18 protein-coding genes and 1 tRNA gene are annotated in these 20070 nt (G+C 67.2%); 9 read left to right on the forward strand and 10 right to left on the reverse strand.

Annotated features, from left to right (window positions below):
* Positions 1 to 8: 8 nt before the first annotated feature.
* Positions 9 to 419, forward strand: a complete 411-nt coding sequence (locus tag ACT009_RS09670) for a DUF1810 domain-containing protein (RefSeq protein ID WP_445190886.1) — start codon at positions 9 to 11, stop codon at positions 417 to 419.
* 15 nt (positions 420 to 434) lie between these two features.
* On the opposite strand, the gene ACT009_RS09675 is transcribed toward ACT009_RS09670, so the two are convergent.
* The 6 genes from ACT009_RS09675 to ACT009_RS09700 all read right to left on the reverse strand — a co-directional run bounded on the left by ACT009_RS09675 (position 435) and on the right by ACT009_RS09700 (position 9731).
* Positions 435 to 1109: a glutathione S-transferase family protein gene (locus ACT009_RS09675; protein ID WP_445194054.1), complete on the reverse strand. Its 675-nt coding sequence runs from the start codon at positions 1107 to 1109 to the stop codon at positions 435 to 437.
* Positions 1110 to 1273: 164 nt separating this feature from the next.
* A complete protein-coding gene (gene gltB / locus ACT009_RS09680; RefSeq protein ID WP_445194055.1) occupies positions 1274 to 5749 on the reverse strand; it encodes a glutamate synthase large subunit in 4476 nt (1491 codons plus the stop codon).
* 38 nt (positions 5750 to 5787) lie between these two features.
* On the reverse strand, positions 5788 to 6369 hold the full coding sequence (locus tag ACT009_RS09685; protein ID WP_445190887.1) for a DUF2059 domain-containing protein: 582 nt from the start codon (positions 6367 to 6369) through the stop codon (positions 5788 to 5790).
* Positions 6366 to 7814 carry an NAD(P)-dependent oxidoreductase gene (locus tag ACT009_RS09690; RefSeq protein ID WP_445190888.1) on the reverse strand — a complete coding sequence of 483 codons (1449 nt, stop codon included), beginning with the start codon at positions 7812 to 7814 and terminating at the stop codon, positions 6366 to 6368. Before ACT009_RS09690 ends, ACT009_RS09685 begins: the two co-directional genes overlap by 4 nt.
* A gap of 153 nt (positions 7815 to 7967) precedes the next feature.
* A complete protein-coding gene (locus ACT009_RS09695; protein ID WP_445190889.1) occupies positions 7968 to 8774 on the reverse strand; it encodes an undecaprenyl-diphosphate phosphatase in 807 nt (268 codons plus the stop codon).
* 12 nt (positions 8775 to 8786) lie between these two features.
* Positions 8787 to 9731 (reverse strand): complex I NDUFA9 subunit family protein, encoded by a 945-nt coding sequence (locus ACT009_RS09700; protein WP_445190890.1) that lies wholly within the window; start codon positions 9729 to 9731, stop codon positions 8787 to 8789.
* Positions 9732 to 9833: 102 nt separating this feature from the next.
* Between ACT009_RS09700 and ACT009_RS09705 the strand changes: the two genes are divergently transcribed.
* From ACT009_RS09705 to ACT009_RS09720, 4 genes are all read left to right on the forward strand, one after another.
* A tRNA-Leu gene (locus ACT009_RS09705) sits at positions 9834 to 9920 on the forward strand.
* A gap of 124 nt (positions 9921 to 10044) precedes the next feature.
* Positions 10045 to 10230: a hypothetical protein gene (locus ACT009_RS09710; protein ID WP_445190891.1), complete on the forward strand. Its 186-nt coding sequence runs from the start codon at positions 10045 to 10047 to the stop codon at positions 10228 to 10230.
* A 39-nt stretch (positions 10231 to 10269) separates the two neighbouring features.
* Entirely contained in the window at positions 10270 to 10977 is a 708-nt protein-coding gene (locus ACT009_RS09715; RefSeq protein WP_445190892.1) for a hypothetical protein, read from the forward strand.
* Between the two features lie 219 nt (positions 10978 to 11196).
* Positions 11197 to 11484 (forward strand): hypothetical protein, encoded by a 288-nt coding sequence (locus tag ACT009_RS09720; protein WP_445190893.1) that lies wholly within the window; start codon positions 11197 to 11199, stop codon positions 11482 to 11484.
* 101 nt (positions 11485 to 11585) lie between these two features.
* Here the strand turns inward: ACT009_RS09720 and ACT009_RS09725 are convergent, their stop codons facing one another.
* The 4 genes from ACT009_RS09725 to sdhC are packed head-to-tail and all read right to left on the reverse strand — an operon-like array spanning position 11586 to position 15407.
* A complete protein-coding gene (locus ACT009_RS09725) occupies positions 11586 to 12767 on the reverse strand; it encodes a CaiB/BaiF CoA transferase family protein (protein WP_445190894.1) in 1182 nt (393 codons plus the stop codon).
* A gap of 14 nt (positions 12768 to 12781) precedes the next feature.
* Complete coding sequence (gene sdhA, locus ACT009_RS09730) at positions 12782 to 14596, reverse strand: succinate dehydrogenase flavoprotein subunit (RefSeq protein ID WP_445190895.1); 1815 nt, start codon at positions 14594 to 14596, stop codon at positions 12782 to 12784.
* Positions 14596 to 14979: a succinate dehydrogenase, hydrophobic membrane anchor protein gene (sdhD, locus tag ACT009_RS09735; protein ID WP_445190896.1), complete on the reverse strand. Its 384-nt coding sequence runs from the start codon at positions 14977 to 14979 to the stop codon at positions 14596 to 14598. Before sdhD ends, sdhA begins: the two co-directional genes overlap by 1 nt.
* Positions 14979 to 15407 (reverse strand): succinate dehydrogenase, cytochrome b556 subunit, encoded by a 429-nt coding sequence (sdhC, locus tag ACT009_RS09740; protein WP_445190897.1) that lies wholly within the window; start codon positions 15405 to 15407, stop codon positions 14979 to 14981. Before sdhC ends, sdhD begins: the two co-directional genes overlap by 1 nt.
* A gap of 161 nt (positions 15408 to 15568) precedes the next feature.
* On the opposite strand from sdhC, the gene ACT009_RS09745 reads away from it, so the two are divergent.
* From ACT009_RS09745 to ACT009_RS09760, 4 genes are read left to right on the forward strand one after another with little or no spacing between them, the layout of a single operon-like run.
* On the forward strand, positions 15569 to 16951 hold the full coding sequence (locus tag ACT009_RS09745; RefSeq protein WP_445190898.1) for a methyl-accepting chemotaxis protein: 1383 nt from the start codon (positions 15569 to 15571) through the stop codon (positions 16949 to 16951).
* Between the two features lie 19 nt (positions 16952 to 16970).
* The gene (locus ACT009_RS09750; RefSeq protein WP_445190899.1) at positions 16971 to 18335 is read left to right on the forward strand and encodes a methyl-accepting chemotaxis protein; all 1365 of its coding nucleotides are present in this window, start codon (positions 16971 to 16973) and stop codon (positions 18333 to 18335) included.
* A gap of 40 nt (positions 18336 to 18375) precedes the next feature.
* Positions 18376 to 19074, forward strand: a complete 699-nt coding sequence (locus ACT009_RS09755) for an SDR family NAD(P)-dependent oxidoreductase (protein ID WP_445190900.1) — start codon at positions 18376 to 18378, stop codon at positions 19072 to 19074.
* Positions 19064 to 19981, forward strand: a complete 918-nt coding sequence (locus ACT009_RS09760) for a 50S ribosomal protein L11 methyltransferase (RefSeq protein ID WP_445190901.1) — start codon at positions 19064 to 19066, stop codon at positions 19979 to 19981. Before ACT009_RS09755 ends, ACT009_RS09760 begins: the two co-directional genes overlap by 11 nt.
* Positions 19982 to 20070 lie beyond the last annotated feature (89 nt).

Raw genomic sequence — 20070 nt, forward strand, 5'->3', positions numbered from 1 at the left:
TGAAGCGGATGGATAATCTGGACCGCTTCTTCTGCGCGCAGCAGGATGCTTATGCTCAGGCGCTCGCGGAGCTTCGGTGCGGGCGCAAGACCAGCCACTGGATGTGGTTCATATTTCCGCAGATCGCCGGGCTGGGGCGGAGCGAGACCGCGCGGTTCTACGCGATCGCGTCGATGGAGGAGGCGCGGTCGTATCTGTCGCATCCGGTTCTTGGTTCGCGACTGATCGAGGCGACGGAAGCTGCGACTACGGCGAGCGGCACCGCGGAGGCGATCTTCGGCGGCATCGATGCAGTCAAGCTGCGCTCGTCGATGACATTGTTCGAGGCGGTGGCAGCAGATGCTGCACCGTTCGCGGCGGCGATCGAGCGGTTCTTTGCCGGTGAGCGGGATGCGGCAACGTTGCGGTTGTTAGGCTGACGGCAACGAACCCGCTCAGAAATCCACGTTGTCGTAGTGCGCGGGCGGGTTGATCATCTCCATCCGTTCCGACAGCAACGGCCGGAATGCCGGCCGGCTCTTCAGGCCGCGATACCAGCGCGCGGTCTGTTCGTGGCCCTTCCAGTCGATCCCGCCGAGATAATCGGTGACCGAGATCTGCGCCGCGGCGGCGAGATCGGCGAGGCTCATCGTCGCGCCCGCGAGCCAGTTCCGGTGATCGAGCAGGTAATCGATATAGTCGAGATGCCCGACCGCGCCCTTCATCGCATCGCGCAGGCCCCGCGCGTCGGGTGCGGCGCGCTGCGCGATGCGCTTGACGACACGCTCGTGGAGCAGCAGCCCGGTGACGTCACGATAGAATTGCGTGTCGAACCACGTCACCAGCCGGCGGATCTCGGCGCGGTTCGCGGCAGTGCCGTTGATCATCGCCGCCTTGTCGACGGTCTCCTCGACATATTCACAGATCGCGACCGAATCGATCAGCGGCGCCGACGCGCGGGCGACGTCGACCATCACCGGGGTCTGGCCGGCGGGGTTCATGTCGATGAACTCGTCGCGGCGTTCCCAGGGATATTCCTTCACCAGCTCGTAGCCGACCCCCTTCTCACCCAGCAACAGCCGGACCTTGCGGGAAAAGGGGCACAGGGGGAATTGATAAAGCTGCCACATCATCTCGCTGTAGCGGCGGCGAAGGCGCGCCTGCAAGGGGCGCGGGGTGGGTAGGCCGAGCCCGGCGACCTGTCGCAGAACGTGTCAGCCGACTTCGTTATTCCCGCCTGCGCGGGGACGACGGGTGTGAGCGGCGCGCTCGCGTCTACCCGCTCCAAACTTCCCTATTCCGCCGCGACCGCCTCGTCCTCGTCGACCAGCGGGTGCGGCAGGCGGGTGAGCATCTCCTTCGGCACCACTTGCCAGAAATCGCCGATCACCCGCGGCCAATCCTCGATCAGGCCCTTCGACCATTTGCTGTCGGTCGATTTCGCGTGGTCGGCGACCAGGTCGTACAGCGTATTTTCCCAAAATTCCGACGCGACGCGCTGCCAGACGATGCTGTCGGGGTTGGCGCGTCGTTCGAAGCTGCCGTCGGCGTCGTAGACGAACGCCATCCCGCCGGTCATTCCCGCGCCGAAATTCTGGCCGACCTTGCCGAGGAGCACCGCGACGCCGCCGGTCATGTACTCGCAGCCGTTCGCGCCGCAGCCCTCGACCACCACCATCGCGCCCGAATTGCGGACCGCGAAGCGCTCGCCCGCCTGGCCCGCCGCGAGCAATTTGCCCGAGGTCGCGCCATACAGCACGGTGTTGCCGAGAATCGTATTGTCCTGGCTGGCAAGCGGCGAGCTGACCGCAGGGCGCAGGATGATGATCCCGCCCGACAGCCCCTTGCCGACATAATCATTGGCATCGCCGAACACCTCGAGCGTGATGCCCTTGCACAGGAACGCGCCGAGGCTCTGCCCCGCCGATCCGCGCAAGCGGATGGTGACATGACCGTCGGCGAGCTTCGACATGCCGAAGGTGCGCGTTACCTCGCTGGACAGCCGGGTGCCGACTGCGCGGTGGGTATTGCGCACCGAATAGGTGAGCTGCATCTTCTCGCCGCGGCTGAACACCGCCGCGCTGTCCTTGATGATCTGCGCGTCGAGACTGTCGGGAACCTCGTTGCGGAAGGTCGCGAGGCTGAAGCGGCGCTCGGCATCGGTCGCGTCGACCTTGGCCAGGATCGGGTTGAGATCGAGATCGTCGAGATGCTCAGCACCGCGGCTGACCTGGCGGAGCAGCTCGGTGCGGCCGATCACCTCGTCGAGGCTCTTGACGCCCAGTCGCGCCAGAATGTCGCGCACTTCTTCGGCGATGAAGGTCATCAGGTTGATGACCTTTTCGGGCGTGCCGACGAACTTGTCACGCAGCCGCGCATCCTGGGTGCAGATCCCGACCGGGCAGGTGTTGGAATGGCATTGCCGGACCATGATGCAGCCCATCGCGACCAGCGACAGCGTGCCGATCCCGAATTCCTCTGCGCCGAGGATCGCGGCGATGACGATGTCGCGCCCGGTCTTCAGCCCGCCATCGGTGCGCAGCCGCACCCGGCCGCGCAGGCCGTTGAGCGTCAGCACCTGGTTGACCTCGCTCAGCCCCATCTCCCACGGCGTCCCCGCATATTTGATCGAAGTCTGCGGGCTCGCGCCGGTGCCGCCGACATGGCCGGCGACCAGGATCACATCGGCATGCGCCTTGGCGACGCCGGCGGCGACGGTGCCGATCCCGGCGGACGACACCAGCTTGACGCAGACCCGCGCGCGCGGGTTGATCTGCTTGCAGTCGTAGATGAGCTGCGCGAGATCCTCGATCGAATAGATGTCGTGGTGCGGCGGCGGGCTGATCAGCGTCACCCCCGGCGTCGCATGGCGCAGCTGCGCGATGAATTCGGTGACCTTGAAGCCGGGCAGCTGCCCGCCCTCGCCGGGCTTGGCACCCTGCGCCACCTTGATCTCGATCTCGTCGCAGGCGTTGAGATATTCCGCGGTCACGCCGAACCGCCCGCTGGCGATCTGCTTGATCGTCGAATTGGCGTTATCGCCGTTCGGATAGGGCGTGTAGCGCGCCTTGTCCTCGCCGCCTTCGCCCGACACCGCCTTGGCGCCGATCCGGTTCATTGCGATCGCCATCGTCTCGTGGGCTTCGGGGCTGAGCGCGCCGAGCGACATGCCCGGCGTCACGAAGCGCTTGCGGATCTCGGTGATCGCCTCGACCTGGTCGACGGGAACGCCTTCGGCCGGGAAGTTGAACTGCAGCAGATCGCGCAGATACACCGGCGGCAGGTCAGAGACCCCGCGCGAGAATTGCAGGTAGCTGGTGTAGCTGTCGGTCGCGACCGCAGTCTGCAACAGATGCATCAGCTGCGCCGAATAGGCATGCGTTTCGCCGGTGTGGCGCTGGCGGTAGAAGCCGCCGATCGGCAGCGTCGCCACCGCATCGTCGAACGCCGCGTCGTGGCGCACCGTCGCGCTGTGGTGGAGCGAGGCATAGCCCTCGCCCGAGATCTTCGCGGGCATGCCGGGAAAGAGATCGTTGACCAGCGCACGGCTCAGGCCGACCGCCTCGAAATTATAGCCGCCGCGATAGGAGGAGATCACCGCGATCCCCATCTTCGACATGATCTTGAGCAGCCCCTCCTCGATCGCGACGCGGTGGCGGCGCAGGCATTCCTCGAGGGCAAGATCGCCGAACAAGCCACGCGCCTGGCGATCGACGATCGCAGCCTCGGCCAGATAGGCGTTCACCGTGGTCGCGCCGACGCCGATCAGCACCGCGTAATAATGGGTGTCGAGGCATTCGGCGGTACGGACGTTGATCGACGCGAACGACCGCAGCCCGCGCCGGACGAGATGGGTGTGGACCGCCGCCGCGGCGAGCACGCCCGCAATCGCGACCCGTTCCTCCGAGACGTGCTGGTCGGTCAGGAACAGCTCGCTCTTGCCCTCGCGCACCGCCTGCTCGGCCTGGTTGCGGATCCGCTGAATCGCGGCGCGCAACTTTTCCGGGCCGCCGCCGGCATCGAAGGTGCAGTCGATCTCGATCGCGCTGGTGCCGAAATGCGCCTTCAGCCGTGCCCAATGCTCGCCGGTCAGGACCGGCGAATCGAGCACCAGCACGCGCTCGCGCTGGTCGCGCAGGTCGAGAATGTTGGCGAGATTGCCGAACCGCGTCTTCAGCGACATCACATGGCGTTCGCGCAGCGAATCGATCGGCGGATTGGTCACCTGGCTGAAATTCTGCCGGAAGAACTGGCTGATAAGCCGCGGCTTGTCGCTGATCACCGCGAGCGGGGTGTCGTCGCCCATCGATCCGATCGCTTCCTTGGCGCCGTCGACCATCGGCGACAGGATCAGCTCCATGTCCTCCAGCGTCTGCCCAGCCGCGACCTGGCGCCGCGCGAGTTCCGCACGATCGTAGCGGACGATCATGCCGCCCTCGACCACGGGCAGGTCCTTCAGCGTGTGGAACTCGCCGATCATCCCGGCATAATCCTGCTCGCCGGCGATCCGGTCCTTCACCTCGAGATCCTCGAGCACCCGGCCTTCCTCGAGATCGACCGCGATCATCTGCCCGGGGCCGAGCCGCCCCTTGGCGACCACGGTGCTCTCCGGCACCACCACCATGCCGCTTTCGGACCCGACGATCAGCAGGCCGTCGGCGGTGCGGGTGTAGCGCAGCGGGCGGAGCGCGTTGCGGTCCATCCCCGCCACCGCCCAGCGGCCGTCGGTCATCGCCAGCGCGGCGGGGCCGTCCCACGGCTCCATCACCGACGACAGATACGAATACATCGCGGCATGATCGTCGGGCACGTCGCCGCGCTTCTGCCACGCCTCGGGCACCAGCATCAGCTTGGCGGTCGGCGCGTCACGGCCCGAGCGGCAGATCGCCTCGAACACCGCGTCGAGCGCCGCGGTGTCGGACGCCCCCGCCGGGATCACCGGCTTGATGTCCTCCGAATTGTCGCCGAACGCGAGGCTCGCCATCCGGATCTCGTGACTGAGCATCCAGTTCTTGTTGCCGCGGATCGTGTTGATCTCACCATTGTGCGCGAGGCAGCGGAACGGCTGCGCCAGCCACCATTGCGGGAAGGTGTTGGTCGAATAGCGCTGATGGAAGATCGCGACGCGCGATTCGAAACGCTGATCCTGCAGATCGGGATAGAAGACCGACAGGCTCTCGGCGAGGAACAGCCCCTTGTAGACGATCGAGCGGCACGACAGCGAACAGATGTAGAAACCCTGGATCTGCGCGGCGATGACGCGCTTCTCGATCCGGCGGCGGACCAGATACAGGTTCTTCTCGAATTCGTCGGCGCTGACCTCTTCCGGCAGCGGGCCCGCGATCATGATCTGCTCGATCTCCGGCCGGGTCGCCTGCGCCTTCATCCCGATCACCGAGACGTCGACCGGCACCTGTCGCCAGCCATAGATGGTGTAGCCCGCCTCGATGATCGCGCTCTCGACGATCGTACGGCAGCTCTCCGACGCGCCGAGATCGGTGCGCGGCAGGAAGATCATGCCGACCGCCAGCCGGTTCGGCAGCACCTTGTGCCCCGATGCGACCACCGCATCGTCGAAGAAGCGGTGCGGCAGATCGATGTGCAGCCCGGCGCCGTCGCCGGTCTTGCCGTCGGCATCGACCGCACCACGGTGCCACACCGCCTTCAGCGCATCGACCGCCGACTGGACGACGCGACGCGACGCCTTGCCATCGGTCGCGGCAACCATGCCGACGCCACAGGCGTCGCCCTCGAATTCGGGGCGGTACATGCCGTGTTCGGCGAGACGGAGACGTTCGGCTTCAGTGGTCACTTCTTCTCACCCTGCTTGATGGCGGTGATTTCTTTCACGAACTGGGCGGTGTCCTGCTGCACATGGCTCATCGCGTCGTTCATCATCGTGCGCTGCCAGGCAGCGACGTCGGGATCGGCCATGATCGTCATCGACGCCTGCATGTACGCACGACCGGTCGGCGTCTTGAAGAAGCGCTCGATCTCCTCGAGCTGCGCGACGTCGAAGCGACGGGCATAGGCACGGCTCATCGCGGTCGCCATCTGCGGCAACGAGGCACCGATCATCTCGATCGATCGCGCCTGCTGACGCTGCATGTACCGCTCGAACGCCGCTGCGACCTTCGGATCGTCGCCCATCATCTTGGCGAAGTCCGGGTTCTGGTTCATGCCCTGCCGGATATTGGCCATCATCGGCGTGAGCATCGCGCTCATCATCTGTTCGCGGGTCGCCGGCGGCATGATCGTGTCGATCACCCGCCGCGCCACGGTGAGGCGAGCAGGATCGACCGCCGCCGTGTCGGCCGCGGGCGCTACGGCCTGTGCCGCGGCAACGGTCGGCAACGTTGCGAGCGCAAGGGCGATGATTGCCCGCCTCACGCCGCGACCCGTTCGTTCTTGGCCTTGTTCTTCAACCACTTGTGCATCGCCGAAGCGACGTCGCGGCCGTCGCGGATCGCCCAGACCACCAGGCTGGCGCCGCGGACGATGTCGCCCGCCGCGAACACGCCGTCGAGGCTGGTCATCAGCGTCTTGCCGTCGACCAGCACGGTGCCCCAGCGGCTGACGCCGAGCTCGGGTGCGCCGAACAGCGTCGGCAGGTCCTCGGCGTCGAAGCCGAGCGCCTTGATCACCAGGTCGGCGTGGAGCGTGAAATCGCCCGCCGGATCGGGCTCGGGCGCACGGCGGCCGCTGGCGTCGGCGGCGCCCAGACGCATCCGCCGCGCACGGACGACGCCGCCCGCCTCGAACGCTGCGGGAGCCGATAGCCAGATGAATTCGACGCCCTCTTCCTCGGCATTGCCGACCTCGCGCTGCGACCCCGGCATGTTGGCGCGGTCGCGGCGATAGAGGCACTTTACCGATCGTGCGCCCTGGCGGATCGCGGTGCGCACGCAATCCATTGCGGTATCCCCGCCGCCGATCACGACCACGTCCTTGCCGGCGGCATCGAGCGTGCCGTCGTCGAACGCGGGCACCGCATCGCCGAAGCCCTTGCGGTTGGACGCGATCAGGAAATCGAGCGCGGCGATAGCCTTACCCTTGCCGTCGGCATCGCCGTCGGCGCCCGGCAGATCGAGCGCGCGGGCGCGGTAGACCCCGGTCGCGATCAGGACCGCGTCGTGGCGGCGGCGAAGGTCGTCGAGCGACGCGTCGTCGCCGACCGCGAAGCCTTCATGGAAGACGATGCCGCCCGCCTTCAGCCGATCGACGCGGCGCATTACGACCGGCTTTTCCAGCTTGAAGCCGGGGATGCCATAGGTCAGCAGCCCGCCCGCGCGATCGTGGCGATCGTAGACATGGACGTCGTAGCCGTTGCCGCGCAGATATTCTGCCGCGGTCAGCCCCGCGGGGCCCGCGCCGATCACCGCGACCGACGCGCCCCGCGCCGATCCCGGCACCAGCGGCTCGACCCAACCCTGTTCCCACGCGGTATCGGTGATGAACTTTTCGACCGACCCGATGGTCACCGCGCCGTGGCCGGAGAACTCGATCACGCAATTGCCCTCGCAAAGCCGGTCCTGCGGGCAGATCCGGCCGCAAATCTCGGGCATCGTCGAGGTCGCGTTGCTGAGTTCGTACGCTTCGCGAAGCCGCCCCTCGGCGGTCAGGCGCAGCCAGTCGGGAATATGGTTGTGGAGCGGGCAGTGCACCGAGCAATATGGGACGCCGCATTGCGAGCATCGCCCCGCCTGATCCTCCGCCGTGACGACGGCATAGCGATCCGCGATCTCGCGGAAATCGTCCGCCCGATCCTCGGCCGCTCGCTTGGCCGGATAAGCCTGCTCACGATCGACAAACTTCAGCAGGGATTCGTTCGCCATGTCAGCCTCCGTCGTCGCCCCTAAGCGATCGAACGGGGCTCGTCACGAACATTATGGCCGATACGACAGCATTGCATCCCTAATTTCTATGTTGATGATGCTGCGAGGTTCATCTTGAGCATCATCTTACCTGATATTAGGTCCGTTTTGTTCCTATAGCTGGTGCAGCAGGACGAGGGCGAGCGCGCCGGCGACGATCCGATACCAGGCGAACGGCACGAAGCCGTGCTTGGTTACGATCCCGATGAACCAGCGGACCACCAGCAGCGCGACGACGAACGAGACCGCGAAGCCGACCGCGATCGCACCCAGCCCGACGCCCTGCCCGCTCATCAGCGCATCGCGGTTCTTGACCAGCTCCAGCGCGCTGGCGCCGAGCATCGTCGGGATCGCGAGGAAGAAGCTGAACTCCGCCGCGGTCCGCCGTTCGACCCCGAGCGCCAGTGCCCCGAGGATCGTCGCGCCCGACCGGCTCACCCCGGGCACCATCGCGAGACACTGCAGGAAGCCGATGCCGATCACGCGCGGCAACGGGATATCCGCGACGCCGACGATATCCCCGCGCGGCGCGAACCGCTCCACCGCAATGATCGCGAATCCACCGACGATCAGCGCGATCGACACGATCTGGGCATTGCCGAGCATCGCCTCGATCTGCTTGTGGATCGCCAGCCCGATCGCCGCCGCGGGAATGAACGCCACCAGCAGGTTGCGCACGAAGCGCACCGCGATCGGATCGAACCGCAGCAGCCCCATGCCGACCGCCCAGAAGGTCCGCCAGTACAGCACGACGATCGCCAGGATCGCACCGAGCTGGATAACGACGTTGAACACCTCCCAGCGGCCCGCATCATAGCCCAGCAGCCGCGTCGCGAGGATCAGGTGGCCGGTCGAGGAGACGGGCAGGAATTCGGTGATCCCCTCGACGATGCCGAGGAGAATGACGGTGAGGAGTTCCATGGCTGCGGCCGATCAGGCGGCGAGATCGGCGTTGCGACGCCCGAACCGACCCTGGCGGCGGAAGCGCACCAGCCATTCGGGCGCCACCGCAGCGAGCGGCGTCGGCGTCACGCCGAGCGCGGCGAGCCCTTCGCTGCCGGGTGCGACGACATTGTCGCGCTGGAGCATCAGCCACTGATCGTAGGTGATCGGCGCACCCGGCAGGAACCCCGCGCGGGCGATCAGCGACCCGGCGATGTCGGGCAGCTCGACGATCGACGGCGTCCGCCCGATCGCGGCGGCGATCCAGCGGATGATCGCGCCCATCGTCATCACATCGGGGCCACCGAGCTCGTAGGTTTTCCCCGCCGCCTCGCCCGGCCGATCGACGATCGCCGCGATCGCGTCGGCGACGTCGGCCGCGAACACCGGCTGGAACTTCGTCCCCGCGCGCAGCACCGGCACCACCGGCGCCTTGGCGATCATCCCGGCGAAGCGGTTGATGAACGCATCCTCGCGCCCGAACACGATCGAGGGCCGCACGATCGTCGCCCCCGGAAACGCCGCGCGCACCGCGGCCTCGCCCTCGCCCTTCGACCGCCCATAGGCGGACGGCGATTCGGGATCGGCACCGATCGCGGAGACATGCACCAACGCCGAAGCGCCCGCCTTCGCCGCCGCCTCCGCGACGGTGCGTGCGCCCGCGACGTGATAGCGCTGGAAATCGCCCGCGAGCACCCCGACCAGGTTGATGACCACATCGGCGCCGGCGACCGCCTGCGCGATGCTGTCCGCCCGCGTCACGTCGGCGGCGACGATCTGGGTTTGGCCGAGCGCACCGAGCGGCTTCAGGAAATACGCCGCGCGCGGATCCCGCTGCGCGATCCGCACCCGGACGCCCGTCTTGAACAAGGCTTGTGCGACATAGCGGCCGACGAAGCCGCCGCCGCCGATCATCGTCACCAATCCGTCTTTCATCGCCCGACCTTTTCCCGTGGCATTCGCCCGAGCCCCTTGCCCCAGCCCGAGCCCGGTTGACAAGCGCCGCGCCGCTCCCCTAGAGGCGCCGGCCTACCCCGTGCCCAGATGGCGGAATTGGTAGACGCACCAGCTTCAGGTGCTGGCGATCGCAAGGTCGTGGAGGTTCGAGTCCTCTTCTGGGCACCATTTCCGCCGCGGCAGCGGCGATCGCTCGCAGGCATGGCCGCTGAGCGCGGCGTTCCGATGCCATCGTTTGCAATGTTGGATTTTGTTGCCCAGATGTTCTCGTCGCACAGGCGGGTGAGGCTACATGATCGAGACATCGAACAACAAGCGAGCACGCGATTTCTCGAATTGGTTGCGGACCGGCAGATTGCCGCTGGTCATCGATCCTGGCGGGCTCGAGCTCAAATATGATCACTGGCATGACCCGGACGACGGGCGTTTTACGTTCGCCCAATCGGGTCGCTTCTTTGGCGCGGGGGGATCCGGATAGGCGGGCGGTGCTGGGCAGGTCGAACGCCAGGGCGGTCGAATGGGCGGCGGTGCCGCAGCGCGGGTAGAATATCGGGAAGATCCGAAGAAGCCTCCGATCCGGACGATACCGGAAGCCGATGCCTGGCGGGCCAAGTTGCTGGCGCGCTACGGCGATCGACCGGCGTACCGCGAAGCCATCGAAGCGCGCTATCGTCGTTACAAGTCGACCTTGGACGCCCGACCGGATCCGGTGACCGAGTTCGCCAGCGGTGTCGGACAAGGCATTGCGGAGGTCGGCAAACAAGCCGGCAAGGCGATCTACTCCGCGGTAACGACAAACCCGGTATCGACCGCTCGCGAGACGATCGGCGGCGTCGCCGACATGATCGACGCCGCGATCGCGGCGGAGGCTACACCGGCGCGTGTGCAGATTGCGCGCGCAGCCGATAAGGTTGCGAACGCGTCTGCACGCGATATCGGCAAAGCGGTGGGAACGGTGGCCGGCAACGCCGCGCTTGTTGCAGCCCCCGGGCGCCGGTGTTGCCAGGGTGTCGGCCTTGCGTCGCCTGCGGATGGCAAGGCCCAGGCCAAGGCCCTTCCCGTCGCCGAAGATCGAATGGGTCAAGGAGAACCTCGGCAAGAGCAATGCGGCTACACGCTACAACGATGCCGCGACGGGGGCACGCGCCGGTCAAGCGCCAGTGTTGAAACGCACGATGCCGGACGGATCGAAGCGACCCGTCAAATTCGACGGCGTGCAGGGTGAGACCCTCATCGATCGCAAGACGAATGTAGTTGACCGACCGAACGCACGAGATCAGCTATTGCGTCAATCGCAAGTATTGCGTGAACACGGTCTCGTCGGAGTCTGGGAAGTACCTTCGCCCAAGCTGATGCGCAAGGCCCAGATCATGTTCAAGAAGTACAACGTTACCAACATCAGGGTGAGACTAGTCAAGCTATGATTGCTATACAGATTGCACGCATGATCACGAACTTCGTCATGTTTCTCGAAGGTGCTGACGAAGAGATCCTTGATCCAGACGCTGCGGTAGAGATGCTGGAGACGCTGGGGTATGATCTCGATCAGCTCGACAGGGCATTCCTTCGTGAGTTGATCGACGCGTTCGCGGTCGTTGCCTTGGAGCACGACGAGGAAACCGCAAAATCAGTCCGCAGCATCCCATCGGGCTTCTATCTGGAGGAACTGCTCGCGGAAGATGATCCGGTCGCGATGGCCAAGCTCGACGCCATCCGAGCTGCCGCTGACTGATCACTGAAGATGCCTTTGCTGGCAGCAGGGCACGTCCTAGGAGACGTGGTTGGGTCTGTCTCGCGGGGTAGGCATGCCACTCCGTCGGCTCAGTTTCTGGCTCATATCGCCCCAGCCGCAGCCATCGCCGCTATTTCCTCCGCCGCGAACCCGGCTTCGGATAAGATCGCGCGCGTATGCTCGCCCGCTTGCGGTGCGCGCTGCATCGGATCGCGGGGCGATTCGCTCATCCGAATCGGCGCGCCGATCACCGGCGCTGCTGCGGACGTGCCCGGATAATCCATCGGTTCGAGCAGGCCCGACGCGATCACCTGGGGGTGCGTGGCGACCTGTGACGGGGCCAGCACCGGTCCGGCGGGGACGCGGGCGCCAGCGAGGGCGTCGAGGGCCTGCTCCGTAGTGCGTGAGACGCACCAGTCGGCCATCTTCGCGCTCAGCGCGTCGCCATTGTCGCCCCTCGCCATATCGTCGCCATATCGGGGGTCGGCGATCATCTCGGGTGCGCCGACCAGCATCGCCCAGCGCGCGAAGATCGCGTTGCTGACGACCTGCGTCACGATCCACCCGTCGCTGGTGCGGAACAGGTCGGTTGGGCCCGATCCGTAACTGCGGTTGCCGATCGGACGCCGCTCGATGCCGTTGAGGGCGTGATCGATCGCCAGACCGTTGGTCATCGCCACCGCGGTGCCGAGCAGCGAGCCCGACACCTGCTGCCCCTGCCCCGTCCGGTCACGTTCGCGGAGCGCGACCATCGCGCCGAACGCGCAGTGGAGCGCGGTGCCGAAATCGACGTAGTTGACCTGCGCCCGGTGCGGCCGATCGGGCGTGCCGGTGAGATGCACCGCGCCCGACATCGCCTGCCCGACCGCGTCGAAACCGACCCGCCCCGCCATCGGCCCGTCGTCGCCGAAGGCGGAGGCGGTGACGAGGATGATGTCGGGCTTGATCGTCCGCAGCGTGGCGAGATCGAGCCCCGCCTTCGCCAGCGCATCCGCGGGCATGTTGGCGATGACGATGTCGGCGGTCGCGACCAGCCGGCGGACGATCGCGCGACCCGCTTCGCTGCCGAGCGAGAGCGCCAGCGAACGCTTGTTGCGATTGAGCTGGAGGAACGCCGCGCCGGATCCATCGTCGGCGACCGGCACCGTGAAGCGATCCTCGTTGCCGCCGATCCGTTCGATGCGGATCACGTCGGCGCCGTAATCGGCGAGCAGCGCCGCGCAATAGGGACCCGCAATGTAGCGCCCGAAGTCGAGCACGCGGATCCCGTTCAACGGCAGCACGCCGCCACGCCCGATCAGTAGACCCGCTTCTTCGGCTTGATGTAGTCGACGTCGTCGGTGAGCGTGTATTCGTGGACCGGCCGGTAATCGATCGCGGTCTTACCACCTTCCCCGCCCCAGCCGTCGAAGGTGGTGATGGTGTGCTTCATCCAGCCGGCGTCGTCGCGATCGGGATGATCCTCGTTGACGTGCGCGCCGCGCGATTCCTTGCGGTTGGCAGCGGAATCGACGGTCACCACCGCCTGGCCGATCAGATTGTCGAGCTCCAGCGTCTCGATCAGGTCGGTGTTCCAGATCAGACTGCGGTCGGCGATGCCGATGTCGGTCATCCGCTTGTAGATGCCCGTGATCTTCTCCTGACCCTCGGTCAGCAGCGCATTGTCGCGGAACACCGCGCAGTGCTTCTGCATGGTCCGCTGCATGTCGAGCCGGATCTCGGCGGTCGACGATCCGCCGCTCGAATGGCGGAACTTGTCGAGCCGCCCCAGCGCCAGTTCTTCCGAGCCGTTCGGCAGCGGGGCGTGCGCGGTGTCGGTCCTGGTGATGTCGGCGATGCGCTTGCCGGTCGCGCGGCCGAACACCACGAGATCGATCAGGCTGTTCGAGCCGAGCCGGTTGGCGCCGTGCACCGAGACGCACGCCGCCTCGCCGACCGCGAACAGGCCGGGCACGACGGTGTCGGGATTGCCGTCGACCAGGTTAACGACCTCGCCGTGGAAATTGGTCGGGATGCCGCCCATGTTGTAATGTACGGTCGGGGTCACCGGCAGCGGCTGGCGTGTCAGGTCGACGCCGGCGAAGATCTTGCCGGTCTCGGTGATGCCCGGAAGCCGCTCGTGCAGCACCTTCGGATCGATATGGTCGAGGTGCAGGAAGATATGGTCGCCGTTCTTGCCGACGCCGCGGCCCTCGCGCATCTCCATCGCCATCGACCGCGACACCACGTCGCGCGACGCGAGGTCCTTCGCCGAGGGGGCATAGCGCTCCATGAAGCGCTCGCCTTCGGAGTTGGTGAGGTAGCCGCCCTCGCCGCGCGCGCCCTCGGTGATCAGCACGCCCGCGCCGTAGATGCCGGTCGGGTGGAACTGGACGAACTCCATGTCCTGCAGCGGCAGGCCGGCGCGCAGCACCATCGCGTTGCCGTCGCCGGTGCAAGTGTGCGCGGAGGTCGCGGAGAAATAGCAGCGGCCGTAACCGCCGGTCGCGAGCACCGTCTGGTGGCTGCGGAACCGGTGGATCGAGCCATCCTCCATGCACAGCGCGATCACGCCACGGCAGACGCCGTTTTCCATGATCAGGTCGAGCGCGAAATATTCGACGTAGAAGTCGGTGCTGTACTTCAGGCTCTGCTGGTACAGCGCGTGCAGCATCGCATGGCCGGTGCGGTCCGCGGCGGCGCAGGTGCGCTGGGCGGGCGGGCCCTCACCCATGTTCTGCATCATGCCCCCGAACGGGCGCTGGTAGATCTTGCCCTCGTCGGTGCGGCTGAACGGCAGCCCGGCATGTTCGAGCTCGTACACTGCGGCAGGGGCTTCGCGGACCATATATTCGATCGCGTCCTGGTCGCCGAGCCAGTCCGACCCCTTCACGGTGTCGTACATGTGCCAGGTCCAGTGATCCGGGCCCATGTTGCCGAGCGACGCGGCGATGCCGCCTTGCGCGGCGACCGTGTGGCTGCGGGTCGGGAACACCTTGGTGATGCAGGCGGTCTTCAGCCCGCTTTCGGCGATGCCCATGGTGGCGCGCAGGCCGGCACCGCCGGCGCCGACGACGACGGCGTCATAGGTGTGGTCGATGATCTTGTAGGCGGCGGGAACGGATGCGGACATCAGGCGGGGGCTCCGAATGCGACCTTCAGGATCGCGAAGATGGCGGTCGCGGCGGTCGCGACGGTGAACAGGTTCAGCAGGATCATCGCGGCCACCCGCGCCTGGTCATGCTGATAGTCCTCGATCACCACCTGAAGCCCCAGACGGAAGTGATAGAAGACCGACGCGATCAACAGGATCATCGGCACCGCGACCCAGGTCGATCGCAGCCAGGTATAGACGGTCGCGTGATCGTAGCCAGTCAACCGCGCGATCGAGATGAAGAACCACAGCATCAGCAGCAGGTTCGATCCCGCGGTCAGCCGCTGGCGCCACCAGTGATGCGCGCCTTCCTTGGCGCTGCCGAGCCCGCGGACGCGGCCGATGCTGGTGCCGTTACCCATCAGTTCATCCCCACGTAGAGCCAGAACGCCACCGTCAGCAGCACGCCGCTGGCCATCGCGGCGAGCGCGGACATGCGGTTGCGGCGCAGTTCGAAATTGGCGCCCGCATCCATGAACAGATGGCGGATGCCGTTGCTCATATGCGTGAAGAACGACAGCGTCAGGCCGACCCCGACGATCCAGCCGAGGATGTTGAGATTGCCGGTGTTCGTCGTGAACACGTCGACGAATTCGGCATAGGCTTCCGCCCCCGCCGCGATCGCAGCGAGCCACCACACCAGCAACAGCGTGCCGACCGTCGCCATGCCGCTGCCCGTCGCGCGGTGCAGGATCGAGACCAGCATGTGCGGCCCCCAGCGATAGTTCAGGCGCATGAAGCCCGCGAAGAGATGCGGGCTGCGCGGACGGGCCGGGGTGCGGGATGCCATGTGTATCCTCAGGGTAGCGACGCCCGAACGGGCGATGCTGCCCATTTAGGCCGCGAGCGGAGGGATGCAAGCCGCGTGCGGCGCGGGGAACGGCGGGCGTGGTGCCTAACCGGGCGTTAACTCTTCCGGCCTAGGCAGGACGCTCAACCGATTTCCGGCCGATGGAGCACACCGCCTTGACCGCCCTCACCGACGACGATCTTCCCGTTCCCGGCAGCATCGCCGCCCATATCGATCTCGGCGCACGGATCGCGGCATTCGATCCGGAAGGCACGCTGGAATCGTCCGGGTGCGAGCTATGGGCGATCCTGGAGCCGGAGGCGGACAAGATCGTCGATGCCTATTGGAGCCAGTGGCTGAGCCAGAATCCTGGTCAGGCGCATTGGATCCAGCACAGCCGCGATCGCCGGATCGAACTCGGACTGGTGTATCTGCGCAACCGCTTCTGCAAGGTCGCCGACCGCGCCTGGGTCGAATCGATGGAGCGCGCGGTCGCCGCCGGCTACAAGGCCGGGGTCAAGACGATGTCGCTCCTGTCGATGACCTGCGCCAGCGATCGGGCGGCGCTGGACCTGTTGATGCGGCTGGTGCCGTTCGACGATCCGCGGATGACGCGCTTCGTCGACACGCTGATGCGGCTGTTCGGCATGGAAGCCGAGCTGACCGTCGAACTCTATTCGGGCTTCCTGGCGCATACAGAACGGCTCGACCGCGATCGGCTGGCGGGCGACTTCAACGTCAGCATCGGCCGTACCGTCGAATCGGCGTCGGACGACAGCAACGCACTGCGTCGACAGAGCGACCAGGCGTCGCATGTCGCGCGCGGGATGCTCGGCAAGGCAAGCGAAGTCGCCGCCGCCGCCGAACAATCCGCGGTCGCGATGCGCGAGGCGGCACAAACCGCCGCCGGGCTGATCCGCGCGATCGAGGATGCGCGTACCGAGGTCGAGGCCGCCGCCGACATCGCGACCCGCGCCTCCGCGCAGGCGAGCGAGGCGGTCGGCATGAGCGAGGCGCTGAGCGATCACGCCAAGTCGATCGAATCGATCCTCGGCCTGATCCGCGACATCGCCGGGCAGACCAACCTGCTCGCGCTTAACGCCACCATCGAGGCCGCGCGTGCCGGCGATGCCGGCCGCGGCTTCGCGGTCGTCGCGCAGGAGGTGAAGAGCCTCGCCAACCAAACCGCGCGCGCTACCGACGACATTGCCGCCAAGATCGCCGCGATCCAGTCCGCGACCAAGGGCACGGTCGACACCAATGCCAGCATCAAGGCGACCGTCGCCGAGGTGCAGGAAAGCGCGAACCGCATCCGCTACGCGATGGAAGCGCAGGCGCAGACCGTCACCGCGATCACCGCGGCGGTCGACGAAACCGCACTCGCCGCCGATTCGATGTCGTCGACGATCGCCGCGATCCGCGAGGATACCGAGACGGTCGCCTCCGAGATCGACGGCGTCGGCCGTGGGTTCGACATGCTCGACGGGCGGCTCAGCAGCCTGAAGAGCAGCGCCGGCGAATTCGTCGCGAAGGTCGCCGCATGACCTGCCGGGGGAGCGCGACATGGCCGACGCGATCGCACTAGGCAGCTGGGGCGGTGCCGTGCGCACCGTCGCCCAGCATCTCGGCGATTATGATTGGGACGACAGTATCGCTGGTTCGTGCCGCGATATCTGCTCGCTGCTTGCCGACGACGATTATCGCACGATCGCCGCAGGCTTCTGGCATTATTATCTGTCGCTCGATGCCACCCAGTCGGTTCGCAGCTATTTCACCCCCGCCCGGCTCGAACGCCGCATCGCGCGCAGCACCGCCTATGCCGTGTCCAAATACGGCGCGCCGTTCGGCGAGGAATGGAAGCTGATCGCGATCGCGCATGCGGAGGAATCGCGGGCCGCGGGCATCCCCTTGTCGACCTTGCAGGCGGCGCTATCGGTATCGCACAGCCGGACGCTGGCGCTGATCGAGCAACGCATCCCCGGCGACACCAAGCGGTTGCTGCGATTGTGCGACGCGGTCCAGCGCGTCACGCTCGTCGAGTCCGACCTGATGAGCGGTCACCTCGCCGCCGCCGATGCCGCGCAGGCGCTCGGCGAGCGACAGGCGCGCTCGATCGATTTCCGCAGCAGCATCGCGCAATCGATCGAAGGCGCCGCCCAGCTCGGCAACCGCATCCGCATCCAGGCCGACGGTGCGTCCGATTCGACCCGTCAGGTGCTGGGCAAGGCCAACGAGGTCGCCGCCGCCGCCGAACAATCCGCGGTCGCGATGCGCGAGGCGGCGGGCACCGCGGCGGGGCTGATCCGTGCGATCGAGGATGCGCGCAGCGAGGTCGAAGCCGCCGCCGACATCGCGACCCGCGCATCGGTGCAGACCGGCGAGGCGGTGCGCATGAGCGAGGTGCTGACCGAGCACGCCCGCTCGATCGAATCGATCCTCGGCCTGATCCGCGATATCGCCGGGCAGACCAACTTGCTCGCGCTAAACGCCACCATCGAGGCCGCGCGTGCCGGCGATGCCGGCCGCGGCTTCGCGGTCGTCGCGCAGGAGGTGAAGAGCCTCGCCAACCAGACCGCGCGCGCTACCGACGACATCGCCGCCAAGATCGCCGCGATCCAGTCCGCGACCCGCAGCGCGGTGGAGACCAACTCCAGCATCCGATCCACCGTCGCCGACGTCCTCTCGGGTGCGCAGCGGATCCGTGCCGCGATGGAAGCGCAGGCGCACACCGTCACCGCGATCACCGCCGCGGTCGACGAAACCGCGCTCGCCGCCGATTCCATGTCGTCCAACGTCGCGCTGATCCGCGGCGACGCGCAGATCGTCGCGCAGGAGATCGAGGCGCTCGGCAAGGGCTTCGGCGCGGTCGGCGACCAGCTCGCGCTGCTGAAGCAGGCCGCGGAAACCTTCTCGTCCGAGGTTGCCTGACGGGGTGACGGGCGCCCATCGCTGCGGCTAGAGCGCAGCCATGACCCACATCCTCCTCACCGGATCGAGCCGCGGTATCGGCGCCGCCACCGCCGTCGCGCTCGCCGACGCCGGCGCGAGCGTGATCGGCCACGGCACCGCCAGCGGCATTCCCGCGGACTTCGCCGATCCCGGCGCCCCCGCCGCGCTCTGGGCCGCGGCGCTCGACCGGGCCGGCGGTGCGATCGACGTGCTCATCAACAATGCCGGAGTGTTCGAGGCCAATCCGATCGACGCGGAAGATGCCGCCTGGCTCGCCGGCTGGGAACGCACGATGCGGATCAATCTCACCGCCTCGGCCGAGCTCTGCCGCCTCGCCATCCTGCACTGGCAGTCGCGCGGATGCGGCGGGCGGATCGTCAACATCGCCAGTCGCGCCGCCTATCGCGGCGACAGCCCCGCGCACTGGCATTATGCCGCGTCGAAGGCGGGAATGGTGGCGATGACCAAGTCGATCGCGCGCGGCTATGCGGGCCAGGGCATCCTCGCCTTCGCGATCTGCCCGGGCTTCACGATGACCGGAATGGCGGACGACTATCTCGCCAGCCGCGGCGGCGACAAGCTGCTCGCCGACATCCCCCTCGGCCGCGTCGCCGATCCGCATGAGGTCGCGGTCGCGGCACGCTTCCTCGCGCTGGAGGCGCCGGCGTCGATGACCGGCGCGGTGATCGACGTCAACGGGGCGAGCTATGTCCGCTGAGAGCTGGAAGCTGACCCTGCCCTGCACCCGTGCCGAGGCCGAGGCGATCGACATCGCCGAGCCTTGGGGCGAACCTTGGGCGGATAACGCCGAGATCGATCCGATGCCGGTGCTGATGACCACCGAGGATGTGATCGACGATGCCGAACGCTGGCACCTCGACGCCTATTTCGAGCGGGAACCCAATTCCGCGACGATCGCGCTGGTCCGCGCGCTGGTGCCGAGCGCGGGCGACACCGCGCCGACCGTGGAGCGGCTGACGAGCGAGGATTGGGTGACGCTGAGCCAGGCGGGGCTCGAGCCGGTGCGCGCGGGCCGTTTCGTGGTCCACACCGCCGCCTACCCCGCCGACGCGCCGCCGGGAGGGCGCGCGTTCCGCATCGAGGCGAGTCAGGCGTTCGGCACCGGCCATCACGAGACCACCGCGGGCTGCCTGGAGATGCTCGACCGGCTGGCGAGCGCGGGCGAACGCTTCGCCGACATCGTCGACCTCGGCACCGGCACCGGGCTGCTGGCGTTCGCGGCGCTCGAACTCTGGCCCGACGCAGCGGTGATGGCGACCGACATCGACGCGATCGCGATCGCGGTGACCCGCGAGAACGCCGCGATCAACGCGGTCGCCGCCGACGCAGTGGCGCTGGTGGTCGCAGACGGCATCCATGACGCCGCGATCGCGGCTCGCGCGCCGTTCGACCTGGTGATCGCCAACATCCTCGCCGGCCCGCTGGTCGACATGGCCCCCGACATCGCGACCATCGCCGTGCCCGGCGCCACGGTGGTGCTGGCGGGGCTGCTCGGGACGCAGGCGGACGGGGTGGTGGCGGCGTACGAGGCGCAAGGCGCGACTTGCGTGGAACGACTGGCGCGCGGCGACTGGACGATCCTGCGCCTTCAAGCCGCGGGATAGCCGTTCCCCCGTCGTACCCCGGCGAAGGCCGGGGCCCAGTCACGCAGGCCCAAGTGACGACGGGCGGTGCTTCGTTACCTCCTATTCCC

This window comes from Sphingomonas sp. Tas61C01 (assembly GCF_052567495.1).

What these genes read in the sequence shown, in the direction of transcription:
- ACT009_RS09695 (WP_445190889.1), bottom strand. Translation starts at nt 8,774, where the DNA reads ATGGAACTCCTCACCGTCATTCTCCTCGGCATCGTCGAGGGGATCACC.
- sdhC (WP_445190897.1), bottom strand. Translation starts at nt 15,407, where the DNA reads ATGGCATCCCGCACCCCGGCCCGTCCGCGCAGCCCGCATCTCTTCGCG.
- sdhD (WP_445190896.1), bottom strand. Translation starts at nt 14,979, where the DNA reads ATGGGTAACGGCACCAGCATCGGCCGCGTCCGCGGGCTCGGCAGCGCC.
- ACT009_RS09710 (WP_445190891.1), top strand. Translation starts at nt 10,045, where the DNA reads ATGATCGAGACATCGAACAACAAGCGAGCACGCGATTTCTCGAATTGG.
- ACT009_RS09755 (WP_445190900.1), top strand. Translation starts at nt 18,376, where the DNA reads ATGACCCACATCCTCCTCACCGGATCGAGCCGCGGTATCGGCGCCGCC.
- ACT009_RS09700 (WP_445190890.1), bottom strand. Translation starts at nt 9,731, where the DNA reads ATGAAAGACGGATTGGTGACGATGATCGGCGGCGGCGGCTTCGTCGGC.
- gltB (WP_445194055.1), bottom strand. Translation starts at nt 5,749, where the DNA reads ATGTACCGCCCCGAATTCGAGGGCGACGCCTGTGGCGTCGGCATGGTT.
- ACT009_RS09720 (WP_445190893.1), top strand. Translation starts at nt 11,197, where the DNA reads ATGATCACGAACTTCGTCATGTTTCTCGAAGGTGCTGACGAAGAGATC.
- ACT009_RS09675 (WP_445194054.1), bottom strand. Translation starts at nt 1,109, where the DNA reads ATGTGGCAGCTTTATCAATTCCCCCTGTGCCCCTTTTCCCGCAAGGTC.
- ACT009_RS09670 (WP_445190886.1), top strand. Translation starts at nt 9, where the DNA reads ATGGATAATCTGGACCGCTTCTTCTGCGCGCAGCAGGATGCTTATGCT.
- sdhA (WP_445190895.1), bottom strand. Translation starts at nt 14,596, where the DNA reads ATGTCCGCATCCGTTCCCGCCGCCTACAAGATCATCGACCACACCTAT.
- ACT009_RS09745 (WP_445190898.1), top strand. Translation starts at nt 15,569, where the DNA reads ATGGAGCACACCGCCTTGACCGCCCTCACCGACGACGATCTTCCCGTT.
- ACT009_RS09750 (WP_445190899.1), top strand. Translation starts at nt 16,971, where the DNA reads ATGGCCGACGCGATCGCACTAGGCAGCTGGGGCGGTGCCGTGCGCACC.
- ACT009_RS09760 (WP_445190901.1), top strand. Translation starts at nt 19,064, where the DNA reads ATGTCCGCTGAGAGCTGGAAGCTGACCCTGCCCTGCACCCGTGCCGAG.
- ACT009_RS09715 (WP_445190892.1), top strand. Translation starts at nt 10,270, where the DNA reads ATGGGCGGCGGTGCCGCAGCGCGGGTAGAATATCGGGAAGATCCGAAG.
- ACT009_RS09690 (WP_445190888.1), bottom strand. Translation starts at nt 7,814, where the DNA reads ATGGCGAACGAATCCCTGCTGAAGTTTGTCGATCGTGAGCAGGCTTAT.